21 protein-coding genes are annotated in these 24,234 nt (G+C 61.1%); 10 read left to right on the top strand and 11 right to left on the bottom strand.

The genetic code is table 11. The annotated features are described in order from the left end of the window. Window positions 1-6 precede the first annotated feature (6 nt). On the top strand, window positions 7-711 hold the full coding sequence (locus tag O3649_RS01420; protein ID WP_371572412.1) for a pyroglutamyl-peptidase I: 705 nt from the start codon (window positions 7-9) through the stop codon (window positions 709-711). 127 nt (window positions 712-838) lie between these two features. Here the strand turns inward: O3649_RS01420 and pgi are convergent, their stop codons facing one another. Further along, on the bottom strand, window positions 839-2,515 hold the full coding sequence (pgi, locus tag O3649_RS01425; protein ID WP_070819435.1) for a glucose-6-phosphate isomerase: 1,677 nt from the start codon (window positions 2,513-2,515) through the stop codon (window positions 839-841). A 129-nt stretch (window positions 2,516-2,644) separates the two neighbouring features. Here pgi and O3649_RS01430 point away from each other — a divergent pair, with 129 nt between their 5' ends. From O3649_RS01430 to dapC, 5 genes are all read left to right on the top strand, one after another. After that, window positions 2,645-3,577, top strand: a complete 933-nt coding sequence (locus O3649_RS01430) for an NAD(+) diphosphatase (protein ID WP_371572414.1) — start codon at window positions 2,645-2,647, stop codon at window positions 3,575-3,577. 209 nt (window positions 3,578-3,786) lie between these two features. Next, window positions 3,787-5,700 (top strand): translational GTPase TypA, encoded by a 1,914-nt coding sequence (typA, locus tag O3649_RS01435; protein ID WP_314608994.1) that lies wholly within the window; start codon window positions 3,787-3,789, stop codon window positions 5,698-5,700. A 355-nt stretch (window positions 5,701-6,055) separates the two neighbouring features. After that, complete coding sequence (locus tag O3649_RS01440; RefSeq protein WP_371572417.1) at window positions 6,056-7,405, top strand: PIG-L family deacetylase; 1,350 nt, start codon at window positions 6,056-6,058, stop codon at window positions 7,403-7,405. Window positions 7,406-7,901: 496 nt separating this feature from the next. Continuing rightward, complete coding sequence (gene fdxA / locus O3649_RS01445) at window positions 7,902-8,222, top strand: ferredoxin (protein WP_005505213.1); 321 nt, start codon at window positions 7,902-7,904, stop codon at window positions 8,220-8,222. A gap of 193 nt (window positions 8,223-8,415) precedes the next feature. Next, the gene (dapC, locus tag O3649_RS01450; RefSeq protein WP_371572418.1) at window positions 8,416-9,555 is read left to right on the top strand and encodes a succinyldiaminopimelate transaminase; all 1,140 of its coding nucleotides are present in this window, start codon (window positions 8,416-8,418) and stop codon (window positions 9,553-9,555) included. 119 nt (window positions 9,556-9,674) lie between these two features. Here dapC and O3649_RS01455 read toward each other — a convergent pair whose 3' ends face one another. The 7 genes from O3649_RS01455 to dapD all read right to left on the bottom strand — a co-directional run bounded on the left by O3649_RS01455 (window position 9,675) and on the right by dapD (window position 16,660). Next, window positions 9,675-10,613: an amino acid ABC transporter permease gene (locus tag O3649_RS01455; protein WP_306525675.1), complete on the bottom strand. Its 939-nt coding sequence runs from the start codon at window positions 10,611-10,613 to the stop codon at window positions 9,675-9,677. Then, on the bottom strand, window positions 10,610-11,293 hold the full coding sequence (locus tag O3649_RS01460) for an amino acid ABC transporter permease (protein ID WP_049327621.1): 684 nt from the start codon (window positions 11,291-11,293) through the stop codon (window positions 10,610-10,612). The genes O3649_RS01455 and O3649_RS01460 overlap by 4 nt, the downstream gene beginning before the upstream one ends. Window positions 11,294-11,313: 20 nt before the next feature. Next, complete coding sequence (locus O3649_RS01465; RefSeq protein WP_005508488.1) at window positions 11,314-12,144, bottom strand: glutamate ABC transporter substrate-binding protein; 831 nt, start codon at window positions 12,142-12,144, stop codon at window positions 11,314-11,316. A gap of 15 nt (window positions 12,145-12,159) precedes the next feature. Further along, complete coding sequence (locus tag O3649_RS01470; RefSeq protein ID WP_049337287.1) at window positions 12,160-12,924, bottom strand: amino acid ABC transporter ATP-binding protein; 765 nt, start codon at window positions 12,922-12,924, stop codon at window positions 12,160-12,162. A gap of 376 nt (window positions 12,925-13,300) precedes the next feature. Further along, window positions 13,301-14,314 (bottom strand): UDP-glucose 4-epimerase GalE, encoded by a 1,014-nt coding sequence (gene galE / locus O3649_RS01475; RefSeq protein WP_049346894.1) that lies wholly within the window; start codon window positions 14,312-14,314, stop codon window positions 13,301-13,303. A gap of 201 nt (window positions 14,315-14,515) precedes the next feature. Further along, complete coding sequence (locus tag O3649_RS01480) at window positions 14,516-15,400, bottom strand: DUF4253 domain-containing protein (protein ID WP_371572421.1); 885 nt, start codon at window positions 15,398-15,400, stop codon at window positions 14,516-14,518. Between the two features lie 294 nt (window positions 15,401-15,694). After that, window positions 15,695-16,660: a 2,3,4,5-tetrahydropyridine-2,6-dicarboxylate N-succinyltransferase gene (gene dapD / locus O3649_RS01485; protein ID WP_315328335.1), complete on the bottom strand. Its 966-nt coding sequence runs from the start codon at window positions 16,658-16,660 to the stop codon at window positions 15,695-15,697. A gap of 101 nt (window positions 16,661-16,761) precedes the next feature. Here dapD and dapE point away from each other — a divergent pair, with 101 nt between their 5' ends. The 4 genes from dapE to O3649_RS01505 all read left to right on the top strand — a co-directional run bounded on the left by dapE (window position 16,762) and on the right by O3649_RS01505 (window position 20,629). Further along, window positions 16,762-17,940 (top strand): succinyl-diaminopimelate desuccinylase, encoded by a 1,179-nt coding sequence (dapE, locus tag O3649_RS01490; protein WP_070629890.1) that lies wholly within the window; start codon window positions 16,762-16,764, stop codon window positions 17,938-17,940. A 165-nt stretch (window positions 17,941-18,105) separates the two neighbouring features. Beyond that, the gene (locus tag O3649_RS01495) at window positions 18,106-18,486 is read left to right on the top strand and encodes a taurine ABC transporter substrate-binding protein (protein WP_219100950.1); all 381 of its coding nucleotides are present in this window, start codon (window positions 18,106-18,108) and stop codon (window positions 18,484-18,486) included. Window positions 18,487-18,491: 5 nt separating this feature from the next. Continuing rightward, the gene (locus O3649_RS01500) at window positions 18,492-19,850 is read left to right on the top strand and encodes a hypothetical protein (protein WP_219100952.1); all 1,359 of its coding nucleotides are present in this window, start codon (window positions 18,492-18,494) and stop codon (window positions 19,848-19,850) included. Window positions 19,851-20,251: 401 nt separating this feature from the next. Then, window positions 20,252-20,629, top strand: a complete 378-nt coding sequence (locus tag O3649_RS01505) for a twin-arginine translocase TatA/TatE family subunit (protein WP_005505243.1) — start codon at window positions 20,252-20,254, stop codon at window positions 20,627-20,629. A gap of 91 nt (window positions 20,630-20,720) precedes the next feature. Here O3649_RS01505 and O3649_RS01510 read toward each other — a convergent pair whose 3' ends face one another. Genes O3649_RS01510 through O3649_RS01520 form a run of 3 tightly spaced genes read right to left on the bottom strand, consistent with a single transcriptional unit; the run spans window position 20,721 to window position 24,166 of the window. Further along, complete coding sequence (locus tag O3649_RS01510) at window positions 20,721-21,923, bottom strand: P-loop NTPase (RefSeq protein ID WP_371572424.1); 1,203 nt, start codon at window positions 21,921-21,923, stop codon at window positions 20,721-20,723. Then, a complete protein-coding gene (locus O3649_RS01515; protein ID WP_102033393.1) occupies window positions 21,913-22,845 on the bottom strand; it encodes a DUF1003 domain-containing protein in 933 nt (310 codons plus the stop codon). Before O3649_RS01515 ends, O3649_RS01510 begins: the two co-directional genes overlap by 11 nt. After that, window positions 22,838-24,166 carry a magnesium transporter MgtE N-terminal domain-containing protein gene (locus O3649_RS01520; RefSeq protein ID WP_049327630.1) on the bottom strand — a complete coding sequence of 443 codons (1,329 nt, stop codon included), beginning with the start codon at window positions 24,164-24,166 and terminating at the stop codon, window positions 22,838-22,840. The genes O3649_RS01515 and O3649_RS01520 overlap by 8 nt, the downstream gene beginning before the upstream one ends. Window positions 24,167-24,234 lie beyond the last annotated feature (68 nt).

The following is a 24,234-nucleotide window of genomic DNA, read 5'->3' on the forward strand; positions in this document are numbered from 1 at the left end:
TTGACTATGGCAACCACCCCCAACCAGGCACGCACCCTGCTACTGACCTTCTTCGGCCCGTTCCCCGGCGTGCCGGTGAACCCCACCGTAGCGCTCGCCGAAGGTGCTCAGCGTCTGCTGGCCCGGATGCGCCCGGATTTGACCGTCATCACCCGCGAGCTGCCCGTCAGTTACGACGGTTCCAGCACCGCCCTGCGCACCGCCCTGCAACAGGTGCAGCCCGACGCGCTCATCAGCTTGGGCGTGGCGGTTGGCCGCGACGTGGTCAGCCTGGAGCAGGTCGCTATCAACCTGGATTCTGCCGGTATTGAAGATAACGACGGCGACAAGCGCTGCGATGAGCCGATCGCCCCCGGCGGTCAGGAGGCGTACTTCTCCTCCCTACCGGTGCGTGCCAGCTTTGAGCGCCTGCGTGCGGCGGGGGAGCCGGTCGAGATTTCGTACACCGCCGGAACCTACGTGTGCAACCACGTGTTCTACGAGGGCCAGCGCATCAGCCGTGAACTGGGCTTGAGCATCCCCGCAGGATTCGTGCACGTGCCCGCAACCTGCGCCGACGGTGCAGAGGCCACCGAAGGCGCCGGCATGACCGCTCACCGTGACGCCGGTGGCGTAGTACGTGACGAGCGGGGCATCCCGCATCTGCCCGAATCCACCGTGGTGCGCATTATTGCCGAGGTCGCCTCCGACACCTTGCCCGCAGTGGACTAACAGCACGGCATTGAGCTAGAACTCGTACAACAAAACCGCCGGATAGCCTCCCAAACGGGAGCCTATCCGGCGGTTTGTGCATCCTATACCCGCAGGTCATAAAACCCTGGGGGCTATGTTTGAGCTACTACTTGGTGCGGTTCTTCAGGTAGTAGTCAATCAGCGAAGCAGTCGAAGAATCCTGACGAGCCAGAACCTCGCGGTCACCCTCAATAGCGGGAACCAGGTCCAGTGCCAGCTTCTTACCGAGCTCAACACCCCACTGGTCGAAGGAGTCAATACCCCAAACAACACCCTGAACGAAGGTGATGTGCTCGTACAGGGCAATCAGGGAGCCCAGAACGCGCGGGGTCAGGCGCGGCGCCATGATGGAGGTGGAGGGGCGGTTACCGCTGAAGATACGTGCGTTGACCACGTGCTCTGCGGTGCCCTCTGCGCGAACCTCTTCCTCGGTCTTGCCGAAGGCGAGAGCCTGAGACTGTGCGAAGAAGTTAGCCAGGAACAGCTCGTGAACGTCCTGCTCGCCGTCCTTGGTCGGGTGTACCGGGTTAGCGAATGCCAGGAAGTCCGCGGGAATCAGGCGGGTACCCTGGTGGATCAGCTGGTAGAAAGCGTGCTGGCCGTTGGTACCGGGCTCGCCCCAGAACACTTCACCGGTTGCGTAGTTGACGAAGGAGCCGTCCGCGCGAACGGACTTGCCGTTGGACTCCATGGTCAGCTGCTGCAGGTATGCGGGGAAGCGGTGCAGGTACTGGTCGTAGGGCAGAACCGCGTGGGTCTCAGCACCCAGGAAGTTCACGTTCCAAATGTTCAGCAGACCCATCAGAACGGGTACGTTCTGAGCCAGGGGAGCGGTGCGGAAGTGCTCATCCATTGCGTGGAAGCCTGCGAGGAAGTCAGCGAAAACCTTCGGGCCGAAAACGATAGCCAGGGAGGTACCGATCGCGGAGTCTACAGAGTAGCGGCCGCCAACCCAGTCCCAGAAGCCGAAAGCGTTCTCGGGGTCGATGCCGAATGCTGCGACCTTATCCAGTGCGGTGGAGACAGCCACGAAGTGCTTAGCCACAGCCTCGGATGCTTCCTTACCTTCCAGAGCGCCAGCCTCAGCCAGTGCGGACAGCAGCCACTCGCGTGCCACGCGTGCGTTGGTGAGGGTTTCGAGGGTGCCGAAAGTCTTGGAAGCGACGATGAATAGAGTAGTCTCGGGGTCCAGGCCGGAGACCTTCTCAGCCACGTCGGTCGGGTCAATGTTGGAGATGAAGCGTGCGGTGATGCCTGCATCAGCGTAGGGCTTGAGAGCCTCGTACACCATGACCGGGCCCAGGTCGGAGCCACCGATACCGATGTTCACAACGGTCTCGATGCGCTTGCCGGTGATACCGGTCCACTCGCCGTTGCGCACGCGCTCAGCGAATGCGTAGATCTTCTTCAGCACGGCGTGAACGTCTGCGTCTACGTCCTGGCCGTCAACGGTCAGTGCGGGGGTGTAACCCTCGGGGCGGCGCAGCGCGGTGTGCAGTACTGCGCGGTCCTCGGTGACGTTAATGTGCTCGCCGGAGAACATCGCCTCGCGAGCCTGCTCCAGCTTGACCTCTTCAGCGAGCTTGACCAGCAGCTCGACGGTCTCGGGGGTAATCAGGTTCTTGGACAGGTCGACGTGCAGTTCGTCGGCGGTGAAGCTGAGCTTCTGCGCGCGTTCCGGGTCAGCGGCAAACCATTCGCGCAGGTTCGGAGTGAGGGACTTGTGGTGAGCGGACAGAGCAGACCACGCGGAGGTGGTCGTAGGGTCAATAGAAGTAGTCATGTTTCCATTCTCTTATTTTCGGGTGTCTATGTCACCTCTTTCGAGAGTGATATGGGACGATACGGCGAAAAAATCGAAACCTGGCACGCTGTTGTGGGCCTTGCAACATCAAGATGTAGAGTAAAACCTATGACTTCTTCACCTGAACACACGCCCGCTGACACTCACACACCGCGCTACCTGCTCATCTCCCGTGAAGGGGAAACCCTCCTCAACGATGACGGAACCCTGCACTACCTGACCGGTAAGGATGCTGTCGAGCCGCTGACCGAAGAGGCGGTCCTTGCGCGCAGCGTCATCCGCCCCGCCGCCTACGGTGCCGACACGGAGAAGAACAGCGGGGCACAGGTGCACGTGCTCTACTGCGAGAACGAAACCCTCGCGCAGGTCGCCGCCGACCTGAATAATCCTCGGGTGCGCGCCTCCAGCAGTGGCTTCTGGTACTACCCGGTCCACGAGGACCCGGAAGGCCGCGCCCACTACGCAACCGCCCTTGCACGCCGCGACTACCTCATCGACATGAGCTACTCCGCCTACAGCGGCGAAGAGGCGCCCCTCGGCTCCAAGGGAATCCGCCGCACCGCCTCGGGCGAAATGGTGTTCCCCCGTATCGAACCCGCCGTCATGGCGCTGGTGACCAGCCGTGACGGCGAGCGCGTACTGCTGGCAAACAACCGCCAGTGGCACCCCAACCGTTTTGCGCTCATCGCCGGATTCGTTGACCCCGGCGAAAACCTCGAAGAGGCAATCGCCCGCGAAGTCTACGAAGAAACCGGCCTGCACGCCCTCAGCACCGAGTACCGTATGAGCGATGTGTGGCCTTTCCCGCGTTCGCTCATGATTTGCTACCGGGTGCGCGTGGATGAGAACGAAACCATCATCCACCACGACGGTGAGATTCGTGCCGCACGCTGGTTCACCGCCGCTGAGCTGCGTGAGGCGATTGCTATTTCGGAGGAACGTGGCAACAGTGACGAGGATGACCCCGCCAAGCTGGAGCTGCCCGGCACGAACGCCGTCGCTCGCCGCATGATTGATGAGTGGCTCGCAGAAAAGCCCTAGTGATACACTGGTAGCTAAGCCCAACGGAGGGGGGTCCGTTTTGGCGTGCCCGGAAACGTTCTCATCGCAGAGCGGGTCCACTGGCATACACTCAAACCGGCAAACACCCCCAGATACCTATCTGAAGGTACTGCCCCGTGACCCCCGCGCCTTCTAGAGCGCACCCGCTGGCAAGACTATCCCCTAGATTTAAGCGAGAAACTTAACGCATGTCTGAAAACACCGCTTCGCGCCCCGACCTTCGCAATGTGGCCATCGTGGCACACGTTGACCACGGCAAGACCACCATCGTCGACGCGATGCTGCAGCAGACCCACGCCTTCTCTGCCCACGCAGATGTTGAAGACCGAGTCATGGACTCCGGCGACCTCGAAAAGGAAAAGGGCATCACCATTCTGGCGAAGAACACCACCGTGTTCTACAACGGCCCTTCCGCCAACGGTGAGACCATCACCATTAACGTTATTGACACCCCCGGCCACGCCGACTTCGGTGGCGAGGTGGAGCGCGGCCTGTCCATGGTTGACGGCGTTGTGCTGCTCGTGGACGCATCCGAAGGTCCGCTGCCCCAGACCCGCTTCGTGCTGCGTAAGGCACTGGCTGCTAAGCTGCCCGTGATCCTCGTGGTGAACAAGGTTGACCGCCCCGACTCCCGTATCGACGAGGTCGTTGGCGAGTCCATGGACCTGCTGCTCGGCCTGGCATCCGACCTGGCGGACGAGGTTCCGGACCTGGACCTGGACGCTGTGCTGAACGTTCCGGTGGTGTACGCATCCGGTAAGGCTGGCGCTGCATCCCTGAACCAGCCCGCAGACGGCCAGCTGCCCGACAACGACGACCTTGAGCCGCTGTTCAAGACCATCATCGAGCACGTGCCCGCCCCCACCTACGACCCCAACGAGGTTCTGCAGGCACACGTGACCAACCTGGACTCCTCCCCGTTCCTGGGTCGTCTGGCACTGGTCCGTATCTTCAACGGCACCCTGAAGAAGGGCCAGACCGTTGCGTGGGCACGTCACGACGGTGAAATCAAGAACGTCCGCATCTCCGAGCTGCTGGCTACCAAGGCTCTTGAGCGTGTTCCCGCAGAGTCCGCTGGCCCCGGCGAGATTGTCGCAGTGGCTGGTATCGAGGACATCACCATTGGTGAAACCCTCACCGACGCTGAGAACCCCAAGCCCCTGCCGCTGATCAAGGTGGACGATCCCGCGATCTCCATGACCATCGGTATTAACACCTCCCCGCTGGCTGGTCGCGTCAAGGGCGCAAAGGTCACCGCACGTCAGGTGAAGGACCGCCTGGACCGCGAGCTCATTGGTAACGTGTCCATCAAGGTTCTGCCCACCCAGCGTCCGGATGCGTGGGAAGTTCAGGGTCGTGGCGAGCTCGCCCTGGCTATCCTCGTGGAGCAGATGCGCCGCGAAGGCTTCGAGCTGACCGTGGGTAAGCCCCAGGTGGTTACCAAGACCATCGACGGCAAGGTCTACGAGCCCATGGAGCACATGATCATTGACGTGCCCGAGGAGTACCTGGGCGCTGTCACCCAGCTGATGGCTGCACGTAAGGGCCGCATGGAGAACATGGCGAACCACGGTACCGGTTGGGTCCGTATGGAGTTCGCTGTTCCCGCACGTGGTCTGATTGGTTTCCGTACCCAGTTCCTGACTGAGACCCGCGGTGCCGGTATTTCTTCCTCCTACTCGATTGAGCACGAGCCTTGGGCTGGCGAGATTGAGTACCGCACCAACGGTTCGCTGATTGCTGACCGTGCCGGCGTGGTGACCCCCTACGCAATGATTAACCTGCAGGAGCGCGGCACCTTCTTCGTGGAGCCCACCTCCGAGGTGTACGAGGGCATGATCGTTGGTATGAACTCCCGTGCAGACGACATGGAAGTTAACATCACCAAGGAAAAGAAGCTGACCAACATGCGTTCTTCGACCGCGGACAACTTCGAAAACCTGACCCCGCCGAAGAAGCTGACCCTGGAGGAGTCCCTCGAGTTCGCTCGCGAGGACGAGTGCGTTGAGGTGACCCCCGAGGCGATTCGTATCCGTAAGGTCATCCTGGACTCCAACGAGCGTGTCCGCGAGTTCCGCCGCCGCGCACGTGCCAACGACTAATACTGCGCGAACTAATAGCGCGTTAGCGACTCACCTGCTGTAGCGGGCGTCGCTGCCCAGAGTCGTCGTTGTTCAAGAGCCGCCGCTACCTTCTGAAGAGGAGGTAGCGGCGGTTCTGTTTAACCCTCAGGCACGTTCGGGAAGTACCGAAGGGGTAGGGCGGAGAGAAGAACAAGGAGAGCGGAACGCTTTTGCTTTCTGCCTAAAACTGCTTCCGAAAAGCCTGAACACCCCGCGCTGTACATGCGAGTGTGTAAGATAAAATAATGCGCCTGCACGGTGGCACCTACCCGCCACCCCACACGGCGCTGTTGACTGTCCGAAAGCCCGACCCTGCGTATGAGAGGGAAAGCCTGTGTCTGAAACCGAGAACACTCAGCCTGATTCTGCGACCCCCAGCTACCCCACGCAGGGTGAGCGTATCACCCCCGGTTCCCGCCGTGACCTGCTGCCGAATAATTACGATGCGAAGAATGCGCGCATCCTGTTCGTGCACGCGCACCCGGATGACGAAACCTCCTCGACCGGCGCGACCATGGCGTACTATGCGCAGAAGGGCGCGGAGGTGTACCTGCTGACCGCTACCCGCGGTGAGTTGGGAGAGGTCATCCCCGAGGAGCTGCACCACCTGGAGGTCGGTAAGCCCGGCTGCCGTGATAACGGTGAGGCGCTGGGCGAGTATCGCACTGGTGAGCTTGCCGGCGCTATCAAGGCGCTGGGCGTGAAGAAGCAGTTCTTCCTGGGGCAGGAGCCTGCCGTCGCTGAGGGCACGCTGCCTCTGTACCGTGACTCCGGCATGGCGTGGGGTCCGGAGGGTAAGCCCGTCGCCAACCCGGTGGCGGCGGCTGATTCGTTGACCGCGCAGCCTCTGGAACCGCAGGCTCAGGCTCTGGTTGCCGCTATCCGCGCCCTCACCCCGGATGTTCTGGTCACCTACGATTCGGACGGCGGCTACGGCCACCCCGACCACGTGCGCGTGTACGAGATCGTGCACCGCGCCCTGCAAATTCTTGAAGATGACGAGGACCGCCCGATTCTCACCTGGGGTATTGAGGGCGAGTTCGATACGGCTGATCAGCGCGTGCAGGCGGCAATCTACGGTGACGGCACCGCCAAGCGCAAGGCGATGGAGGCGCACCGCACCCAGATTACGGTCGTGGACGAGAAGACTTTCGAGTACTCGAATAAGGTGCCGCAGAAGATTTCTGCCCTGGAGACTTTTCGTGTGCTCGACGGCGACCCGACGGCGACCGTGCACCCGAAGCCGCAGGAGGCTGGCCTGGTTGCGGGTGTTCTGACCGGCTCGATTCTGGGCATTTTTGCCGGTATCGCCGGCTCGATTTACCACGCTTGGGTCGTGTATGCGGGCGATACCGCCCTACCGCTGGGCCTTCTGGTGGCGTACCTGACGGTTTTCTTTACCGCCCTGTGGTGCGCCCTGTCGCTGCGCCGCGGCTACGCGGCGGCGGTTGTGGCTGTTGCCGTGTTCGTGACCGTGTACGTGCTCGGTTATGGTCGCCCCGATTCGCCGTTCGTGCTGGTGAACCCGAGCCATTCGGCGATTGGCTTCTACGGCGCCCTGTGGTGGTTTGGTGCCCCGGTTGCGGCGATGCTGGGCATGCTCGTGTACACGCGCGCTCGCGTGAAGGACGCGCAGTATTTCTCGCCGCGTGCGGCGCATCAGCGTGCGCGCGCTAAGAAGTAGTCTGAAGGTTACTGCTCAGTTATAACGTGGGGGAGGGGCGTTCCGGTTAGCCGGGACGCCCCTCCTGCTGTTTTGGGCGGCACAGTTGCTGTCTTCTGCACCCGCCGGACAGAGGCCCGGATAGTGGAAAATAGGGAAGAAAATTTATGCGTTATTCGGTGATTTTAGCGGGGTGGAAATAGTCGCGACTTCATCAAAAAATTCATGTGACGAAGATTTCATTTTTGGCTTAATCTATTTTTGAAAGCCAGCCGACTAGTCGTAATGCAAATAAATACCAGGTCAGCCTAGCCTAAAAAATACCCCCACAAACCCAATGACCCACTGTCTGATACACCACGAAAATACTGTTAAACAGTCAGCGCGCGATAGACTATACACAGACTTCCCCGCCGGGTACCAACCACTCGGCGGTTTACTCTGTAGATTTTGCCCTGCAGCAGACGACCCGCAGACCGGCGGGCATGGGGCGAACAGCTTCTAGAAAGGCACACCAATGACCTACGTAATCGCGCTTCCCTGCGTGGATGTCAAAGACCGCGCATGCGTTGAAGAATGCCCCGTCGACTGCATCTACGAAGGCGAACGCACCCTGTACATCCACCCCGATGAGTGCGTGGACTGCGGTGCCTGCGAGCCCGTCTGCCCCGTAGAAGCAATCTACTACGAAGACGACGTCCCCGAAGAGTGGAGCGAATACGTCAGCGCCAACGCAGACTTCTTCGACGACCTGGGTTCCCCCGGCGGCGCAGCAAAGCTCGGCCCCACCGGCAAGGACGTGCCCTTCATCGCGGCGCTACCCCCTCGTGGCGAGTAATCCCTGCGGCGAATAATAGCGACAACCGCATAGACTGACCGCACCCGCTAATGGGTGCCAAGAGCCTCCATCACAGCACCCGGTGCCCACGCACCGTCTAGGCGCTGGAATGGAGGCTCTTGCTGTAGGCACGCCAGCGCACGGACGCTAGACTAAAATGACGAAAACTATTCCCAAGCAACCAGGTGACACAATGACTTACGGCCTGAACCTGCCCGAATACCCCTGGGAGGCGCTCGCCCCCTACCGCGCAACCGCAGCCGCCCACCCGGACGGTCCGGTGGACCTGTCCATCGGCACCCCGGTCGACCCGACCCCGCAGAACATTCGTGAGGCGCTGGCGGCTGCCTCCGATGCACCCGGCTACCCGACCACCCACGGCACCCCCGCCCTGCGTGAGGCTATTGCTGAGTGGTTTGCGCGCCGCCGCGGCGTGACCGGTCTGAGCCCGGAGGCGATCATGCCCACGGTCGGTTCGAAGGAGCTCGTGGCGTGGCTGCCGTTCCTGCTGGGTCTGGGCCCGGGCGATGTGGTCGTGTACCCGCGCGTTGCGTACCCCACCTACGATATGGGTGCCCGCTTTGCCCGCGCCGAGTCCGTGCCTGCCGACAGCCTGGACGAGCTGGACGCTGACACCCGCAGCCGTGTGAAGCTGATTTGGGTGAACTCCCCGGCGAACCCGAACGGTGTGGTGCGTACCGTGGAGCAGCTGCGTGAGGTTGTGGCGCAGGCGCGTGAAATCGGTGCCGTGGTGGCATCTGACGAGTGCTACGCGGAGCTTGGTTGGGGCGCTTGGGATGAGGCGCGCGGCGGTCAGCCGGTGCCGTCCATCCTGGATCCGCGCGTGTGTGATGGTGACTTCACCGGCCTGTTTGCCGTGTATTCGCTGTCGAAGCAGTCGAACCTCGCCGGTTACCGTGCCGCGTTCATTGCCGGTGCCCCCGAGCTGACGCCGAACCTGATTAATAGCCGTAAGCACGCCGGCATGATTGTGCCCGCCCCCGTGCAGGCTGCCATGATGGTGGCGCTGGCTGATGAGGCGCACGTGGCGGCGCAGAAGGACCTGTACCGTGCCCGCCGCGAGGTACTGCAGGAGGCGATTGCCGCCGCCGGTGGCCGCATCGAGAGTTCTGAGGCTGGCCTGTACCTGTGGACCACCTTCGGTGAGTCCACCTGGGATTCGATTGGTCGCCTGGCGGAGCTGGGTATTATTGCTGGCCCCGGCGTGTTCTACGGTGAGGACGGCGAAGGCTACGTGCGCATCGCTCTGACCGCCTCTGATGAGGCGGTGGCGAAGGCGGCTGAGCGCCTGAAGGCATCTGCGTCTAAGTAGTCCCGACGGGTCTAACTAGCCCGCATAGCAGAAAGCCCCCGCACCCTCCCGAAAGGGGAGTGCGGGGGCTTTGCCATATCTGCTGATTGCCGTTGGCTGAGGAGCCCGAACGAGAAAGGCTACTTGCGGCCGCCGGGCAGAACGAACATCTGAACGGTCGGCGGGTTCGGGTTATCCAGAGCGTCCGGAATCAGGTTTCGGGTCACCTTCGCGGAGGTGCGCGACGCCAGCCTGTCCGTAATGCCGGTTGCTACAGCCGTCAGAACAAAGTTCACCGTCACGAAGAGTGCCGCCGCCAGAATCAGGGTCTGCAGCACGTTGCCGTCACCGGAACCGATGCGGCGCGCCGAGGCGAGTAGCTCCGGGTAGGAGATGATGTAACCGAGTGCGGTGTCCTTCAGAATCACCACGAACTGGCTGAGCATCGAGGGCATCATCGCGGTGAACGCCTGCGGAAGCAGGATCCGAATCAGCGTCTGGGTCGGGGTCAGACCAATCGCAAGACCCGCCTCGCCCTGGCCGCGAGGAAGTTGCTTCACGCCCGAACGCAGCAGCTCAGCAATCACCGAACCGTTGTACAGGGTCAGACCAATGACCACGGCGATGAAGGGCAGCTGAGCAGGCGGAAGACCGCTGTACTTGCCCAAGAAGAGCCAGAAGAAGATCATCATGATCAGCACTGGCACGGCGCGGAAGAACTCTACCACCACGGTGCCGAACCAGCGGATAACGCGGTACTGGGAGAGTCGAGCAATACCGAAGACCACACCGAACGCAACCGAGGTAACCACCGAAACCGCTGCCGCCGACAGGGTCGAGGCAAGGCCCGGCAGGTAGTAGGAGCTCCAGGCGCGGGCGGTGAACAGATCAGTCCACTTTTCTGCCTCCAGCTGCCCCTTCTGACCCATCACGGTCAGCACGTACACCGCAAATAGTGCAAAAAGGACTACCGCAGCAATGTTGAAGATGCGGATACGACGCTGCGCGATAGGACCTGGCTCGTCGAAAAGCACCGAAGAAGCGGCGCGGGTGTCATTACTGATAAAAGGGTTTTTCATCGCTTTACCGCCAGCTTACGGGATGACCAGGTGGTCAACGCACCAATGGGAACAACAATGATGACGAAGCCCATCGCAAACATGATGAAGATAGCAAGCACCATGTTCGCGTCGAACTCAATCATGGATTTCATCAGCCCGGAGGCCTCCGCCACCGACGCGACCGAGGCGACAGTGCTGTTCTTCGTCAACGCAATCAGAGTATTGCCGAGCGGGGTAATGGCGCCGCGTAGAGCCTGAGGGAAAATCACCAGGCGGGCGGTGTCGAAGAAACCCAGACCGATAGCGCGTGCCGCCTCAGCCTGACCCTTCGGCACGGTGTTCACACCCGAACGGATCGCCTCGCAGATAAACGCCGAATGGTAAATCGACAGGGCAATGACCGCGTACACGAAGAAGTTCGTGTCGAAATCGTGCGAGAAGGAGAGCTGGAACTGCGTCCACACACCCAAAATGGCGAAAGTCATCATGATGGTGAGCGGAGTATTACGGACAGTATGCACATAGGCGGTGCCCACCCAGCGCAGGGACGGGACGGGGCTGATGCGCATGAGCGCCAGCACAGTACCGAGAACGAACGAGCCAAGAGCCGCCCAGAAGGTCAGCTGAATATTGGTCATGAAGGCGCCAACCACATCGTACTTGGACAGGAGGGTGCCGAGTTGGTCAAAGAATGACATTCGTGAACCTCTCTAGAGGCCTAGGCGCAGGAGGTGCCCAGGTGCGGCGGGTTGGTTTCGGTGTTGTAGTGGTAGCCGGTGCCTTCGGTGTACTTGGTGATGAGCTTCTCCCAGGTACCGTCGGCAACCATCTCGTTGATGGCGTTGTTCACGGCTTCGCACTTGTCGGTGCCCTTGGGCAGACCCACGCCGTAGCGTTCGGTCGTGAAGGGGGAGCCGACCACTTTCAGCTTGCCCTTGTTCGCTTTGGTGGCTGCCAGACCGGCGAGGGTAATGTCGTCGGTGGTGACGGCGTCCACCACGCCGCCGTTGAGGGCGACCACGCAGTCGGAGTAGCTGTTCTGCTTGACCAGGTTCACGTTCTTGGCGAACTTGTCCTGCACCTTCTGGGCGCTGGTGGAGCCGGTGACGGAGCAGAGGTTCTTGCCGTTGAGGTCGTCCGGTCCCTTGATGTCGGTGTTGTCGGCACGCACGAGCAGGTCCTGACCTGCGGTGTAGTAGGGGCCTGCGAAGTCCACAGTCTTCTTGCGGCTTTCAGAGATGGAGTAGGTCGCAAAAATCATGTCTACCTGGCCGGTGTTGAGCATGTTTTCGCGGTTAGCGGCGGGGGATTCTACGAACTCAATCTGCTCTTCGGAGTATCCGAGCTTGCCGGCGACGTAGCGTGCCACCTCCACGTCGAAACCGGTGTAGGTGTTGCCGTCCTGATAACCGAGGCCGGGCTGGTCTACTTTGATGCCGATGCGGATCTTGTGGTCGCTGTCTGCGCTGGAGCATCCGGCGAGGACGCCGGTCAGAGCGAGGGATGCTGCTGCGGCGAGTGCCGCGAGCCTACGTGAATATTTTTGCATGTCGGTCCCTCTGATTTAGTGGTTGATAATCTTGGAGAGGAAGTCCTTGGCGCGCTCGCTCTTCGGGTTGGTGAAGAACTCGTCCGGGTGCGCCTCTTCGATGATCTCGCCGTCGGCAAGGAAGACGATGCGGTCTGCCGCCTTGCGGGCAAAACCCATCTCGTGGGTCACCACGATCATGGTCATGCCTTCCCTTGCGAGGGAGACCATGGTGTCGAGCACTTCGTTGACCATTTCGGGGTCGAGCGCGCTGGTGGGTTCGTCGAAGAGCATGACCTTGGGCTTCATGGCGAGTGCACGGGCGATGGCGACGCGCTGCTGCTGACCGCCGGAAAGCTCTGCGGGCATCTTGTGCACCTGGGAATCCACACCGACCTTCGCGAGCAGGTTCATGGCTTCTGCTTCTGCCTCTGACTTGGACATTTTGCGGATTCGGCGGGGCCCAAGGGTTACGTTATCGAGGATGTTCTTGTGCGCGAAGAGGTTGTAGGACTGGAAAACCATGCCGACTTCGGCGCGGAGCTTGGCGAGTGCGCGGCCTTCTTCGGGTAGTTCTTGTCCGTCAATGGTGATGGATCCGCTGGTGATAGTTTCGAGGCGGTTGATGGTTCGGCAGAGGGTGGATTTGCCGGAACCGGAGGGGCCGAGGAGGACGACGACCTCACCTTTTCCCACGGAAAGATTGATGTTCTTCAGAACGTGGTTGGTGCCGTAGTACTTGTTGACGTTGGCGATTTCGATGAGGTTTTTCTGCGCTTCGGGAGCTGCCTGTGCGGACATTTTGAACCCTTTCACGTGAGGTGCGTCTATGATGCGGGTTGTCTGTATGCTGAGTTTTCAGCTTACGCCTCAGGCGGTTTCCTGTCTGCAAAATATTCACTTTACTGGGTAAGCAATGTGAATTTTTAAGCATGAATGCATAGTTATAGTATTTTTGACGTAAAAATATGGGTAAAAAACACCCCATCTTCACAAAAGGCTCTGACTAGGGAATATATTCTTCCCTTTCTCTACGCACTCACGAGGTGTCAAACGCCTTTGGGGAGGTAGTCACGACTTGGTAAAAATTTCGAAAAAAGCGCAAAAAAGTGCCCGATAGGTGAGATAAACACCTATCGGGCACTCTTCAACACCCCTCACAAGAGGCTAAAACAGCTTAGGCTTCGTAACCGTTGGGGTTGTTCTTCTGCCAGTTCCAGTGGTCGCGAACCATGGTCTTAATGTCGCGGCTAGCGCTCCAGCCCAGATCCGCCAGAGCAGAGGAAGGATCAGCGTAAGAGACCGCAACGTCACCGGGGCGACGATCCACAATCTTGTACGGCAGCTCCTTACCGCACGCCTCCTCGAACGCGTGCAGAACCTGCAGAACCGAGTAGCCGTTACCGGTACCCAGGTTCCAGGTGTGCAGGCCGCCGTGCTCAGTAATGTAGTTCAGCGCCTTCAGGTGACCGTCAGCCAGGTCAACCACGTGGATGTAGTCGCGCACGCCGGTACCGTCAACGGTCGGGTAGTCGTTACCGAAGACGTTCAGGTGCTCGCGGCGACCCACAGCAACCTGCGCGATGAAGGGCACCAAGTTGTTCGGGATGCCCGCCGGGTCCTCACCGATACGGCCGGACTCATGCGCACCAACGGGGTTGAAGTAACGCAGCAGAGCAATGTTCCACTTGGAGTCGGAAGCAGCCAGGTCAACCAGCATGTCCTCAATGTGCTCCTTGGTGCGGCCGTAGCAGGACTGCGCATCCATGTTCATCTTCTCGATCAGAGGCATGGACTCGGGCTCACCGTACACGGTAGCGGAGGAGGAGAACACGATGGAGTGGCAGTCAGCTTCGTCCATTGCGTACAGCAGGTTCAGGGTGCCAGCCACGTTGGTCTGGTAGTACCACAGCGGCTTCTCAGCGGACTCGCCCACAGCCTTCAGGCCCGCAAAGTGAATCACAGCGTCGGGGCGAACCTGCTTGAAGAGAGCCTTCATACCTTCGAGGTCGAGCAGGTCAACCTTGTGGAACTCGGGGGCGCGGCCAGCGAGTTCAGCGACGCGCTTGAGGGACTCCTCGGAAGAGTTCGCGAGGTTATCCATGACGACGACGTCGTGGCCTGCCTTGAGCAGTTCAAGTACAGTGTGGGAGCCGATGTAGCCGGCGCCGCCGGTAACGAGTACCTTCATGATGTCCTTTCGGGCTTTATATATCCGGAAAAAGTGCTCCGGATGGGGGACAAAAGCTGTTGAGCTGTATCTAATGGTACAGCTGTGCATGGGGTGTAAGTACTGCGGGACACTGTGCGCTTGTGCACTCTGGTGTGAGCATGTGGGAAGCGTTCTTTAGGTGTGTCGCCACTCGCCCCCACCTCGCTGTATAGCTTGCGTCTAATCCCACCAGAAATACCACTGGCGGCTCTGGTGAATAAACTCCGTCAGCTGCTCAAAATCCTCAAACACCTGGAACGGAAGATCGGAACAGAATGCGAATTGCTCGACCGCCACCTTCTTCGCCTCGACCGGGTCTGCTACGGGGCGTTCCACCAGAAACTCCAGGCAGTCAGCACCGTCAAGAGCCGCCGGGATGGCACCGTACTTTTCACGCCAATAGTGGGTGAATGCCAGCTGCGTTTGAGCGTCCGGGCAGTCATTCCAGCCGCCGAAGGGCAGGTACGCGGGAATATCGGCGGGGTCATCGGTCGGAATCTGTAGCAGGAGCATCTCGCCTTTCTCTTCTTCATCCAGGAGCTCATAGCAGAGTAGGGCGGAAAGAGTCGGGGCGTCATCTTCGGGCTCCTCATCGGGCAGAAAATCGGAGCTCATAAACTCGTCGACAAGCTCGTTGAGGTTGAAGTCGTCCGGGTCGTTCTCGTGAGTCTCTTCGCCATCGTCCATAACCTGGCGCAACTGCTGAGCAATGGCGGCGCTACCGTACTCTTCGGCGGAGGCGGCACCCCGGGCGGTACGGTAACGCTGCAGGACAGCACGAGTGTAGGCGCTCACCTGCTCGGGGGTTAGAGTCTCAACATCGTCAATGATGTCGTGCTCAATAGACACCGCAATGACCATGCTTTCAAGCACCGTATCGTTCAGGTTCAGGAAGAAGGGGACGAACCCCTGCGCGCGCCCCAGCTTAGCCAGCTCATCGTAACGAGCCATGGCATCAGCGGCAGGAGCGCCCACTGGAATACGCTCGTGCGGGTAGGGGAAGAGACGCGTAAAGTGCCGGTAGGTTTCGCTCATCGTCGACTTTGACTTAGTCGATTCGGGCATCTGAATTCCTCTCTGAACTGTACAAGTGGTCAGTCATAGCGGGTGTGCTGTACCCGGTACTACCAGCCTAGCGAAAGCCCGAGCCGTACGCCCTGAAAACGGTCATCGTAGCCGCCGCGGATTCGCGCCCAGCCTGTAAACGCGGCGGACGAGGGAACACAGGGCACAGAAAAGGGGCCGGGATGCTTTACGCATCCCGACCCCTAAAGCCGATCCCTAAAGTTCGCGGGCCGACCCCCAACGTTCGCAAGGGCAACCAGCGCTAGTCCAGGTACAGACTAGTTCAGGTGCAGACTAGTTCAGGTGTAGCGCCTCGTTCAGCTCCACGGTGTTCTTCGCACGCGGCAGAACCTCAATCGCGCCGCTAATCGAATTGCGGCGGAACAGCAGATTCGACACACCGGACAGCTCCGCAGCCTTCACCACGCGCGCCTCCTGACCGGGCAGCAGGACGCTCACGCGCGAACCAGCGGTCACATACAGGCCAGCCTCAACCACGCAGTCATCACCCAGGGCAATACCGATACCGGACTCCGCACCCAGCAGAGAACGCTCACCAATGGACACACGCTGAGTGCCGCCACCGGAGAGGGTACCCATCGTGGAGGCGCCGCCACCCACATCCGAGCCGTCGCCCACCACAACGCCCTGAGAAATACGGCCCTCAACCATGGAGGTGCCCAGGGTACCGGCGTTGAAGTTCACGAAGCCTTCGTGCATCACGGTCGTGCCGGACGCCAGGTGTGCACCCAGGCGCAGACGGTCACCGTCACCAATACGCACGCCGGCGGGAACCACGTAATCCACCAGGCGCGGGAACTTATCAATGTGGCTCACGCTCAGGTTGCCCAGCTTGCGCAGACCAATTGCGAGCTTCTGGAACTCGGCGGCAAGCACCGGGCCGTGGTTGGTCCACGCAACATTCGCCAGGGTGCCGAACAGGCCGTCCAGGTTCAGCTCGTTGGGGCGAACCAGAGTGTGGGAGAGCAGGTGCAGACGCAGGTACGCGTCGACCGCGTCTTCGGGTGCCTCATCCAGGTTGATGGAGGCGGTACGCACCTCGGTACGGGCGTTGCGCGCAGGGTGCTCAACGGCCAGGTCCTCCAGCTCGTCCGCGATGGACAGGTCGGGGGTCTGGGTGAGGGAGGGGGCGGGGAACCAGGCATCCAGGACGGTGCCGGCGTGCTCGCCAGAGACAACAACATTGACCAGTGCGACGCCGGAGGCGTAACGGGGAGTGTTTTCAGACATGCCACCCATTATAGTTTTGGGGGTGAGAGCCCCTTCAAGACCGTCTCATATGCTCGATATGGAAGTTGTGGGCGCGGGTGTGTGTACCGGGGAACCTGTAAGGTGGAAGGATGAGCGTTTCCCCGAATATTTCTGAGCGTCACCCTGTACCGCAGCCGCCCCTGAACCTGGACGTGTCCATGCCCGAGCTGACGCGTGCCCTGCTGGATTACGAGTCGGTTTCCGGCAATGAGCAGCCAATTGCTGACGCCGTGCACATGGCGCTGTCGTTCTGCCCGCACCTGCACCTGACCCGCGACGGGGACGCCATTATCGCCCGCACCGAATTCCCGCCGCTGCCCGGCGCTGAGGGGGAACGCACCCGCATTATTCTTGCCGGTCACCTGGATACCGTGCCCCTGCCCACCGTTGAGGGCTCGCTGGGTACCGTGCCGTCCACGGTGCGTGAAGAAGAGGACGGGTACGTGCTCTACGGCCGCGGCGCAACCGATATGAAGGGCGGCGTGGCGGTCCAGTTGAAACTTGCCGCCGAACTGACCGCGCAGGACACCGACTACAACCTGACCTACATCTTCTACGACAACGAAGAGGTCGCCAGCGAACTTTCCGGCCTGGCGCGTCTAATCCGCAACCACGGCGAGCTCATCACTGACGCAGACTTCGGTGTGCTGCTTGAACCGACCAACGGCACCATTGAGGGCGGTTGCAACGGCACCATGCGTTTCTTCGTGCGCACCCGCGGCCTTGCCGCCCACTCGGGTCGTGCATGGCGCGGCGAGAACGCAATTCACGCACTGGCACCGGCGTTGGCGGCGCTCGCCTCCTACGAACCGAAGACTATTGCGGTGGAGGGTCTGGACTATCGTGAGGGTCTGAACGCGGTGCAGATTTCTGGTGGTGTTGCCGGTAACGTGATTCCTGATGCTGCGGCAATGCACGTGAACTACCGGTTTGCCCCTGATAAGACCCTGGATGAGGCGGTCGCCCACGTGCGTGAGGTCTTCGCCGGATACGAGCTGGATTTTGTGGATCTTTCCCCGGCGGCACGCCCCGGACTGGACACCCCGCTGGCAGCTTCCCTGATTGAGGCGGTGGGACAGGAGCCTCAGCCGAAGTACGGTTGGACGGACGTAGCGCGCCTGAGCGAGATCGGTATTCCCGCGGTGAACTTCGGCCCCGGTGACGCTCTGCTGGCTCACACCGATAACGAGCACGTGAGCTTTAGCCAGCTGACCCGCTGCCACGCCGATTTGCGTGCCTGGCTGCTCAGCGACCGCGACGAGGACTAACCGCGACGAGGACTAACCGCGACGCTAACTCTGTTGGTGCTGATTCTGCCGGTGCTGATTCTGCCGGTGCTGATTCTGCCGGTGCTGATTCTGCCGGTGCTGGCGCTACTATTTGAATTTAGGTGACCGTCAGGGGTTGACGGTCCTGCATGATATGAGATTGACATGAACTTTCTTCTGATTCTGCTTGCCCTGCTGATTTCGGGCATTGCGGTGCTCTCCGTTGTGGCGCTCTCCGGTGAGCGTGCCGTGCCCGGTGCCGCGTTCTTCAGCGGTGTGGGCCGTGATGGTTTGGGCACCTTTGACCGTGTGGAGGATTTCGGCTTTATCGCTCCTCTCGTCGGTGCTCCCGAAGATGACAAGGCACTCGAGAACGCACCCGCCGCGGAGGCTACCGCTTCGGCTACAGAATCTGCTGATGCTAACGTCGCTGCCGCTGAGCCGGTTCGTCGCGGTGCGGTTCCGCTGGCTGATGATGCGGAGAGCACCTTGAGCGCGCATGACTTTGTGGAGAAGCGAAAGAACCCGCAGGCTGAGGGGAACTAACGCCCGTGAGTGTTTCGCCTGAACGTAATAGTGCTTCCCCCGCGTATTCTCCCGCGCAGGGTGCCGCCACCCCCGCCTCCGGCGAGGAACGGAGCGAGTCTTTTGATGAGCTTCTGACCTGGGCGTATACCGCCGCCGGTGAGCGTTTGCGCAGGGTGGGGGAGCGTCTGCGTGCCCTGCCCGCGTGGCTGTCGGTGCTACTGATTTACGGTCTGTCCCGAGTATGGGGTTTCGTGGTGTTTGCCGTGGTCGGTCAGCAGCAGCTGCGCAGCCCGTGGGGTCAGCATCTGGATTATTTGTCGTTCATTAGCATCTGGGATGCCGGCTGGTATGAGCAGATCGCGGTACAGGGTTACCCGAGTGAGCTGCCGGTGAATGCGGCGGGTGTGGTTCAGCAGAATCAGTGGGCTTTTTACCCGATTTTCCCGCAGCTTTCCGGTGCTATTAGCCATGCGACGGGCATCGGGTACTACCCGGTGGCGGCGACGGTTGCTCTGCTTGCTGGTTTTGCGGCGGCGTGGGTGATTTACCTGCTGTTTGAGGCGTCGTTGAAGGCGACCGGTTTCAAGAGTGAGGAGTCGCCTTCTGCGCTGTCCATGTGGGCTGTGGCGTTGGTGTCGTTCTTGCCGGTGGCGCCGGTGCTTCAGGTGCCGTATGCGGAGTCGCTGAACCTGGTGTTCCTTGCCGGTGCGCTGCTGTGCCTGGTTCAGGGACGATACGGTCTGCTGGTTCCTGTGGCGGCGTTGGCGTGCCTGTCCCGCCCGGTGGGTGTGCCCCTGGGCGCGGCTGCCGGCCTGTGGTGGTTTGCGTGCTGGGTGCGTTCGAGCCGCCAGTCGGGCATGGGCACGGCGTTTGTGCGTCATCTGGGGCAGCTGGTCAGCGCCTTGGTGGTGTGTGCGTGTGCGCTGGTGTGGCCTGCGATTGCGTGGTGGGCTACGGGCCGTGTGGATGCGTACACCGCCACGGAGACGGCGTGGCGCGGTACCCATTTGGCGCCGATTCAGCCGTGGCTTTCGCAGGGGTACCTGTACTTTGGGTATGCGGCTCCGGTGTTGCTGACTCTTCTGATTTTGGGCTTTATCGCTCTGTGTTTGAGCCCGCTGGCGCGTAGGGTTTTGGCGGCTCCGCTGAACCTGTGGTGCCTGAGCTATTTTGCGTATTTGATTCTGTTTTTGAATCCGCAGTCGTCGACGTTCCGTCTGTTGTTGCCGTTGTTCCCGTTGGTGATTGTGGTGGCGGCGGCGAGCCGTTCGCGGGCGTATCGTTGGGCGTTGCTGGTGGCGGGTGCGTGTGCGCAGTGGGGCTGGGTTGGCTGGCTGTGGCATTGGAAGCAGCTGCCCGGCGGTGGAGACTACCCGCCGTAAACCGAATATCGTGACTGGAGACCGCCGGTGTGCTGCCGGCGGTCTTTTGCGTTCGGGAGGCGGGCGTGCCTGCGGTTGGAGCCGCAGCGTTTTAACCCGGCGGCGGAGACTACCCGCCGTAAACCGCTGAATCTATCCAACGGATGTTTGAGACCGCCGGTGTGTTGCCGGCGGTCTTTTGCGTTCGGGAGGCGGGCGTGCCTGCGGTTGGAGCCGCAGCGTTTTAACCCGGCGATGGAGATTATCCGCCGTAAACCGCTGATGTGGCGTTCTTAGCCGTGGGCGCAATGCCCTTCCGCGGTGCTGTAGCGTACGCCTTCTGCTTGTCCAGAGCTTAAAGACACGTCCAGAAAGCGCCGCGGGTTCGGCGGTGCTGGCTCGGAACTGATAATCTATATTCTGTGTTTGGTATTAGTGGCACCGAGTTGATTATTTTGGCCATCATCACGTTTGTGGTGATTGGCCCCGAACGCATGCCCGAATACGCCCGCCAGATTCGTGAATTCGTCAAGACTGTGCGCCGCATGGCGTTCGACGCGAAGGACGACTTCAAGGAAGCCCTGGGCGAGACGGGTCTGGAAGATATTAACTGGCGCCAGTACGACCCCCGCCAGTACGATCCGCGCGTGATTGTGAAGCAGGCATTCGCTGAGGATGACGCCGAGCGTGAGCGTGAGGCGAAGGAACGTGAAGAGGCGCTGCTGAAGGAGAAGGAAAAGTCGGAGAGCCGTGCTCTTCCGCGAGGCGCATACGCCCCCTTCGACGTGGACGCAACCTAAGATTTTGAATAGATAAGAACCCCGCACCGTGATGGTGCGGGGTTCTTTCTATTCTCAGCTGTTTGGCCGTCAGCTTCTAGACGCTCAATCTCTAAACGAAGAGCGGCAGGTTCTGACCCGCCCTCGACTCGCCCGACTGCAGCAGCTGCGAGGCGATGGACTGGATTTCTTCTGCGGTGGCGGAGTCGGGGTAACCCCACACGACAGGCATGCCATCGTCACCGCCGGTACGCAGGTTCACATCCAGCGGGACGGAACCGAGCAGCGGTACCGGGTAGGAGAGCGCCTCCGAAAGACGCTCAGCGAGCACCTGACCGCCGCCAGAACCGAACATGTCGAGCACGGTACCGTCCGGCAGGGTCATGGCAGCCATGTTCTCCACCACGCCCACGACCTTCTGACCGGTCTGCAAGCTCAGGGTGCCGGCACGCTCCGCCACATCCACCGCGGCGTGCTGCGGGGTGGAAATGAGCACCAGCTCCGCATTCGGCAGCAGCTGAGCCATGGAGATGGCAATATCGCCGGTGCCGGGCGGCAAATCGAGTAGCAACACATCCAGGGCGCCGAAGTGCACGTCCATGATGAACTGCTCCAGGGCACGGTGCAGCATGGGGCCGCGCCACGCCACCGGCTCGTTGCCCTTGAGGAACATGCCGATAGAAATCACTCGAATAAAGCCGCCGCTGACCTTCTGCTCACCCCAACGCTGGGCGGGGGCGGGAACGTCCACGGTCGGCGGAAGAATCAGGTCATCCAGGCGGGTCGGGGCGTCGGTAATACCCAGCAGACCCGGAATGGAGAAGCCGTGCACATCCGCGTCAATAATGCCCACCGCAAGCCCGCGTGAAGCGAACGCGGCGGCAAGATTCGCGGTCATGGAGGACTTACCCACGCCACCCTTACCGGACACCACACCGAACACGCGGGTCAGCGAACCGGGCGCGGTAAACGGGTTGGAACGCTCCGGCTTGAGCATCGAACGCAGGGCGGAACGCTGCTGCGGGTTCATCGCACCCACCTGCAGCTGCACACGCTCAATACCCTCAACAGTGGCGGCGGCGTCACGAACCTGCTGCTCGATGGTGTTCTTCAGCGGGCAACCCTCAATAGTGAGTAGCACCGTGACCTCAGCCCAGTGGCGGCCGGGAATCGGCTCACCGTGCTCATCCAGTTCAGGATGCACGAGCGCAGTCTCCACCATGCCCAGCTCCGTAATGGGGCGGCGCAGTTCGGGATCCTCGACGCGGGCGAGTGCCGCGTAGAGCGCATCCTGCAGGGGCGAATTAGCGGTCACGGGCGCCTCCCTCACGGGTGCGCTCTGCCTGCTGCTGTGCCTGCTGGGATTCGCGGCTCTGAGGCTGGCTCAAATCGCCTCGGTGGGGATCCTGTGCGGAGTCCTTCGCAGAGCGTTCAGCCTTGTCAGAAGCCTGCTCGGTACCGTTCTCGGTGCCTTCAGAGCTCTTTCCCTCAGTGCCCTGCTCCTCAGCCTCCTGCTCCTCAGCGTCCTTTTCCTCGCCCTCGGAGATATCGATATCGTCGATAGCCTCCTCCAGGTCCTCAATGTCCTCACTGATGTCCTGCAGCTGCTCGGCGTGACGCTCCTGCTCCTGCGCAATGTTCTGCAGTTCCTCAAGAATGTCACGCAGCTCGCTACGAACGAAGTCACGGGTCGCAACCTCACGCAGAGCAATACGCAGCGAAGCAATCTCGCGGGTCAGGTACTGGGTCTCCTCCAGGTTCTGCTGGTCACGCTTACGGTCCTCAGAGGCCACCACGCGGTCGCGGTCATCCTGACGGTTCTGCGCCAACAGCAGCAGGGGAGCAGCGTAAGAAGCCTGCAGGGACAGCATCAGGGTCAGCAGGGTGAAGTTCAGGCTACGCGGGTCGAACTGCATCTCCTCCGGCGCCAGGGAGTTCCACGCCAGCCACACGCCACAGAAAATGGTCATCCACATCAGGAACTGCGGGGTACCCATGTAGCGTGCAAAACCCTCGGTCATGCGGCCGAAAGCGTCCGGGTTGGGGCTTGAGAACAGCTTCGGCTTGCGGGTGCCGGGGGTGCTCAGCTGTGAGTCGCTACGCTGCGGGCGGGAGTCGCCGCGCTCGCGGTTGCGTTCAGCGTACTTCTTCTCCAGGCGGTCCTTGAGGATGCGCGCCTTATCGATGCGGGGGTTCTCTTCGGTACGGTTTGCGTCGCGGCGGTTCGAATCAGGCAAAGCGTCGTCCTACCTTTCGTACGGGAGTTCCATCATCGTAAGTGCGCCAGTCTTCGGGCAGGAGCGCATCGAGCACGTCGTCGATGGTCACTGCGCCTACCAGACGGTGCGATTCGTTCACAATGGGAACGATGGTCAGGTCATAGGTCGCCAGCACGCGTGCCAGCTCTTCCAAACTTGCCTGGTCAGAGACAGGCTCAGTGTCGGTATCGAGGATGTGACCAATCGGCTCACTCGGCGGCACACGCAGCAGCTTCTGCATGTGCACCAGACCCAGGTACTTGCCGGTCGGCGTTTCCAGGGGCGGGCGCGTCACCATGACGGCAGCCGCCATTGCCGGAGGAATTTCCTCGGCGCGGATGTGCGCGAGCGCCTCCGCAACGGTCGCCTCCGGGGAGAGGATGATCGGCACCGGGTTCATGAGCGAACCAGCGGTACCCTCGTCATATTCGAGCAGTCGACGCACGTCGTCTGCTTCGTCGGGTTCCATGAGTTCGAGCAGCTTTTCACGCTGGGCGTCGTCCAGCTCGATGAGAAGGTCGGCGGCGTCGTCCGGTTCCATCTCTTCGAGGACCTGCGCGGCACGCTCGTCGTCCAGGTGCGAGAGAATCTGCACCTGGTCCTCGGCGGGCAGCTCCTGCAGAACGTCCGCGAGGCGTTCATCCTGAAGCTCGGCGGCGATTTCGACCATGCGCTTATCGCTCATCTCGTGGATAGCATCCGCAAGGTCGGCGGGCTTGGAGTTCTCGTGGTTCGCCACGAACGCGGTTGCCGCCTGCGGTTCCACGTCGGTGGAGAGCACCGCCTCGTCCCAATCGACGATGAGGGTCTCCTTGGAACGGCGGCGCCACGTGCTGGAGGCGGAGCTGACGCGGGAAACGAACAGCTCGGTCACGCCCCAGTCGCCGTTGCGGCGCTGCTCAATGGCGACGTCCTCAATGACGGCGTCGCCGCTGCCGTCGAGCAGGCGCACGCGGCGGTCAAAGAGCTCACCCACGATGAGAGTCTCAGAGTTGCGCTGTTCGAAGCGGCGCAGGTTCACCAGGCCGGTTGAAATGATCTGTGAAGCGTCGATACTTCGCACACGGGTCATGGGCATGAACACGCGTTTCTTGCCGAGCACCTCAACGATGATGCCGACAACAATGGGTTCGGTGCCCTTGGCGGGGCGGGCGCCCGCAATGGATGCGCCCAGGCCACGTTTGAGTACGACGACGTCTCGGAGACGGCCGAGGCGGTCACCGAAGGGGTCAAAAACGTCGAGGCCCAGAAGGCGGGCAATATAAATCTTGCTGGGGGTGCTGAACTTCGAATTGCTCACCTCTCTAGGGTACGCTCCGCCGCGGGGATTCGCACTTTGAGGGGCTTATTTGAACAGGTGTTCGCTAC

This window comes from Rothia sp. 27098_8_29 (genome assembly GCF_041432785.1).
In the GTDB taxonomy this organism is placed as follows: Bacteria; Actinomycetota; Actinomycetes; order Actinomycetales; family Micrococcaceae; genus Rothia; species Rothia mucilaginosa.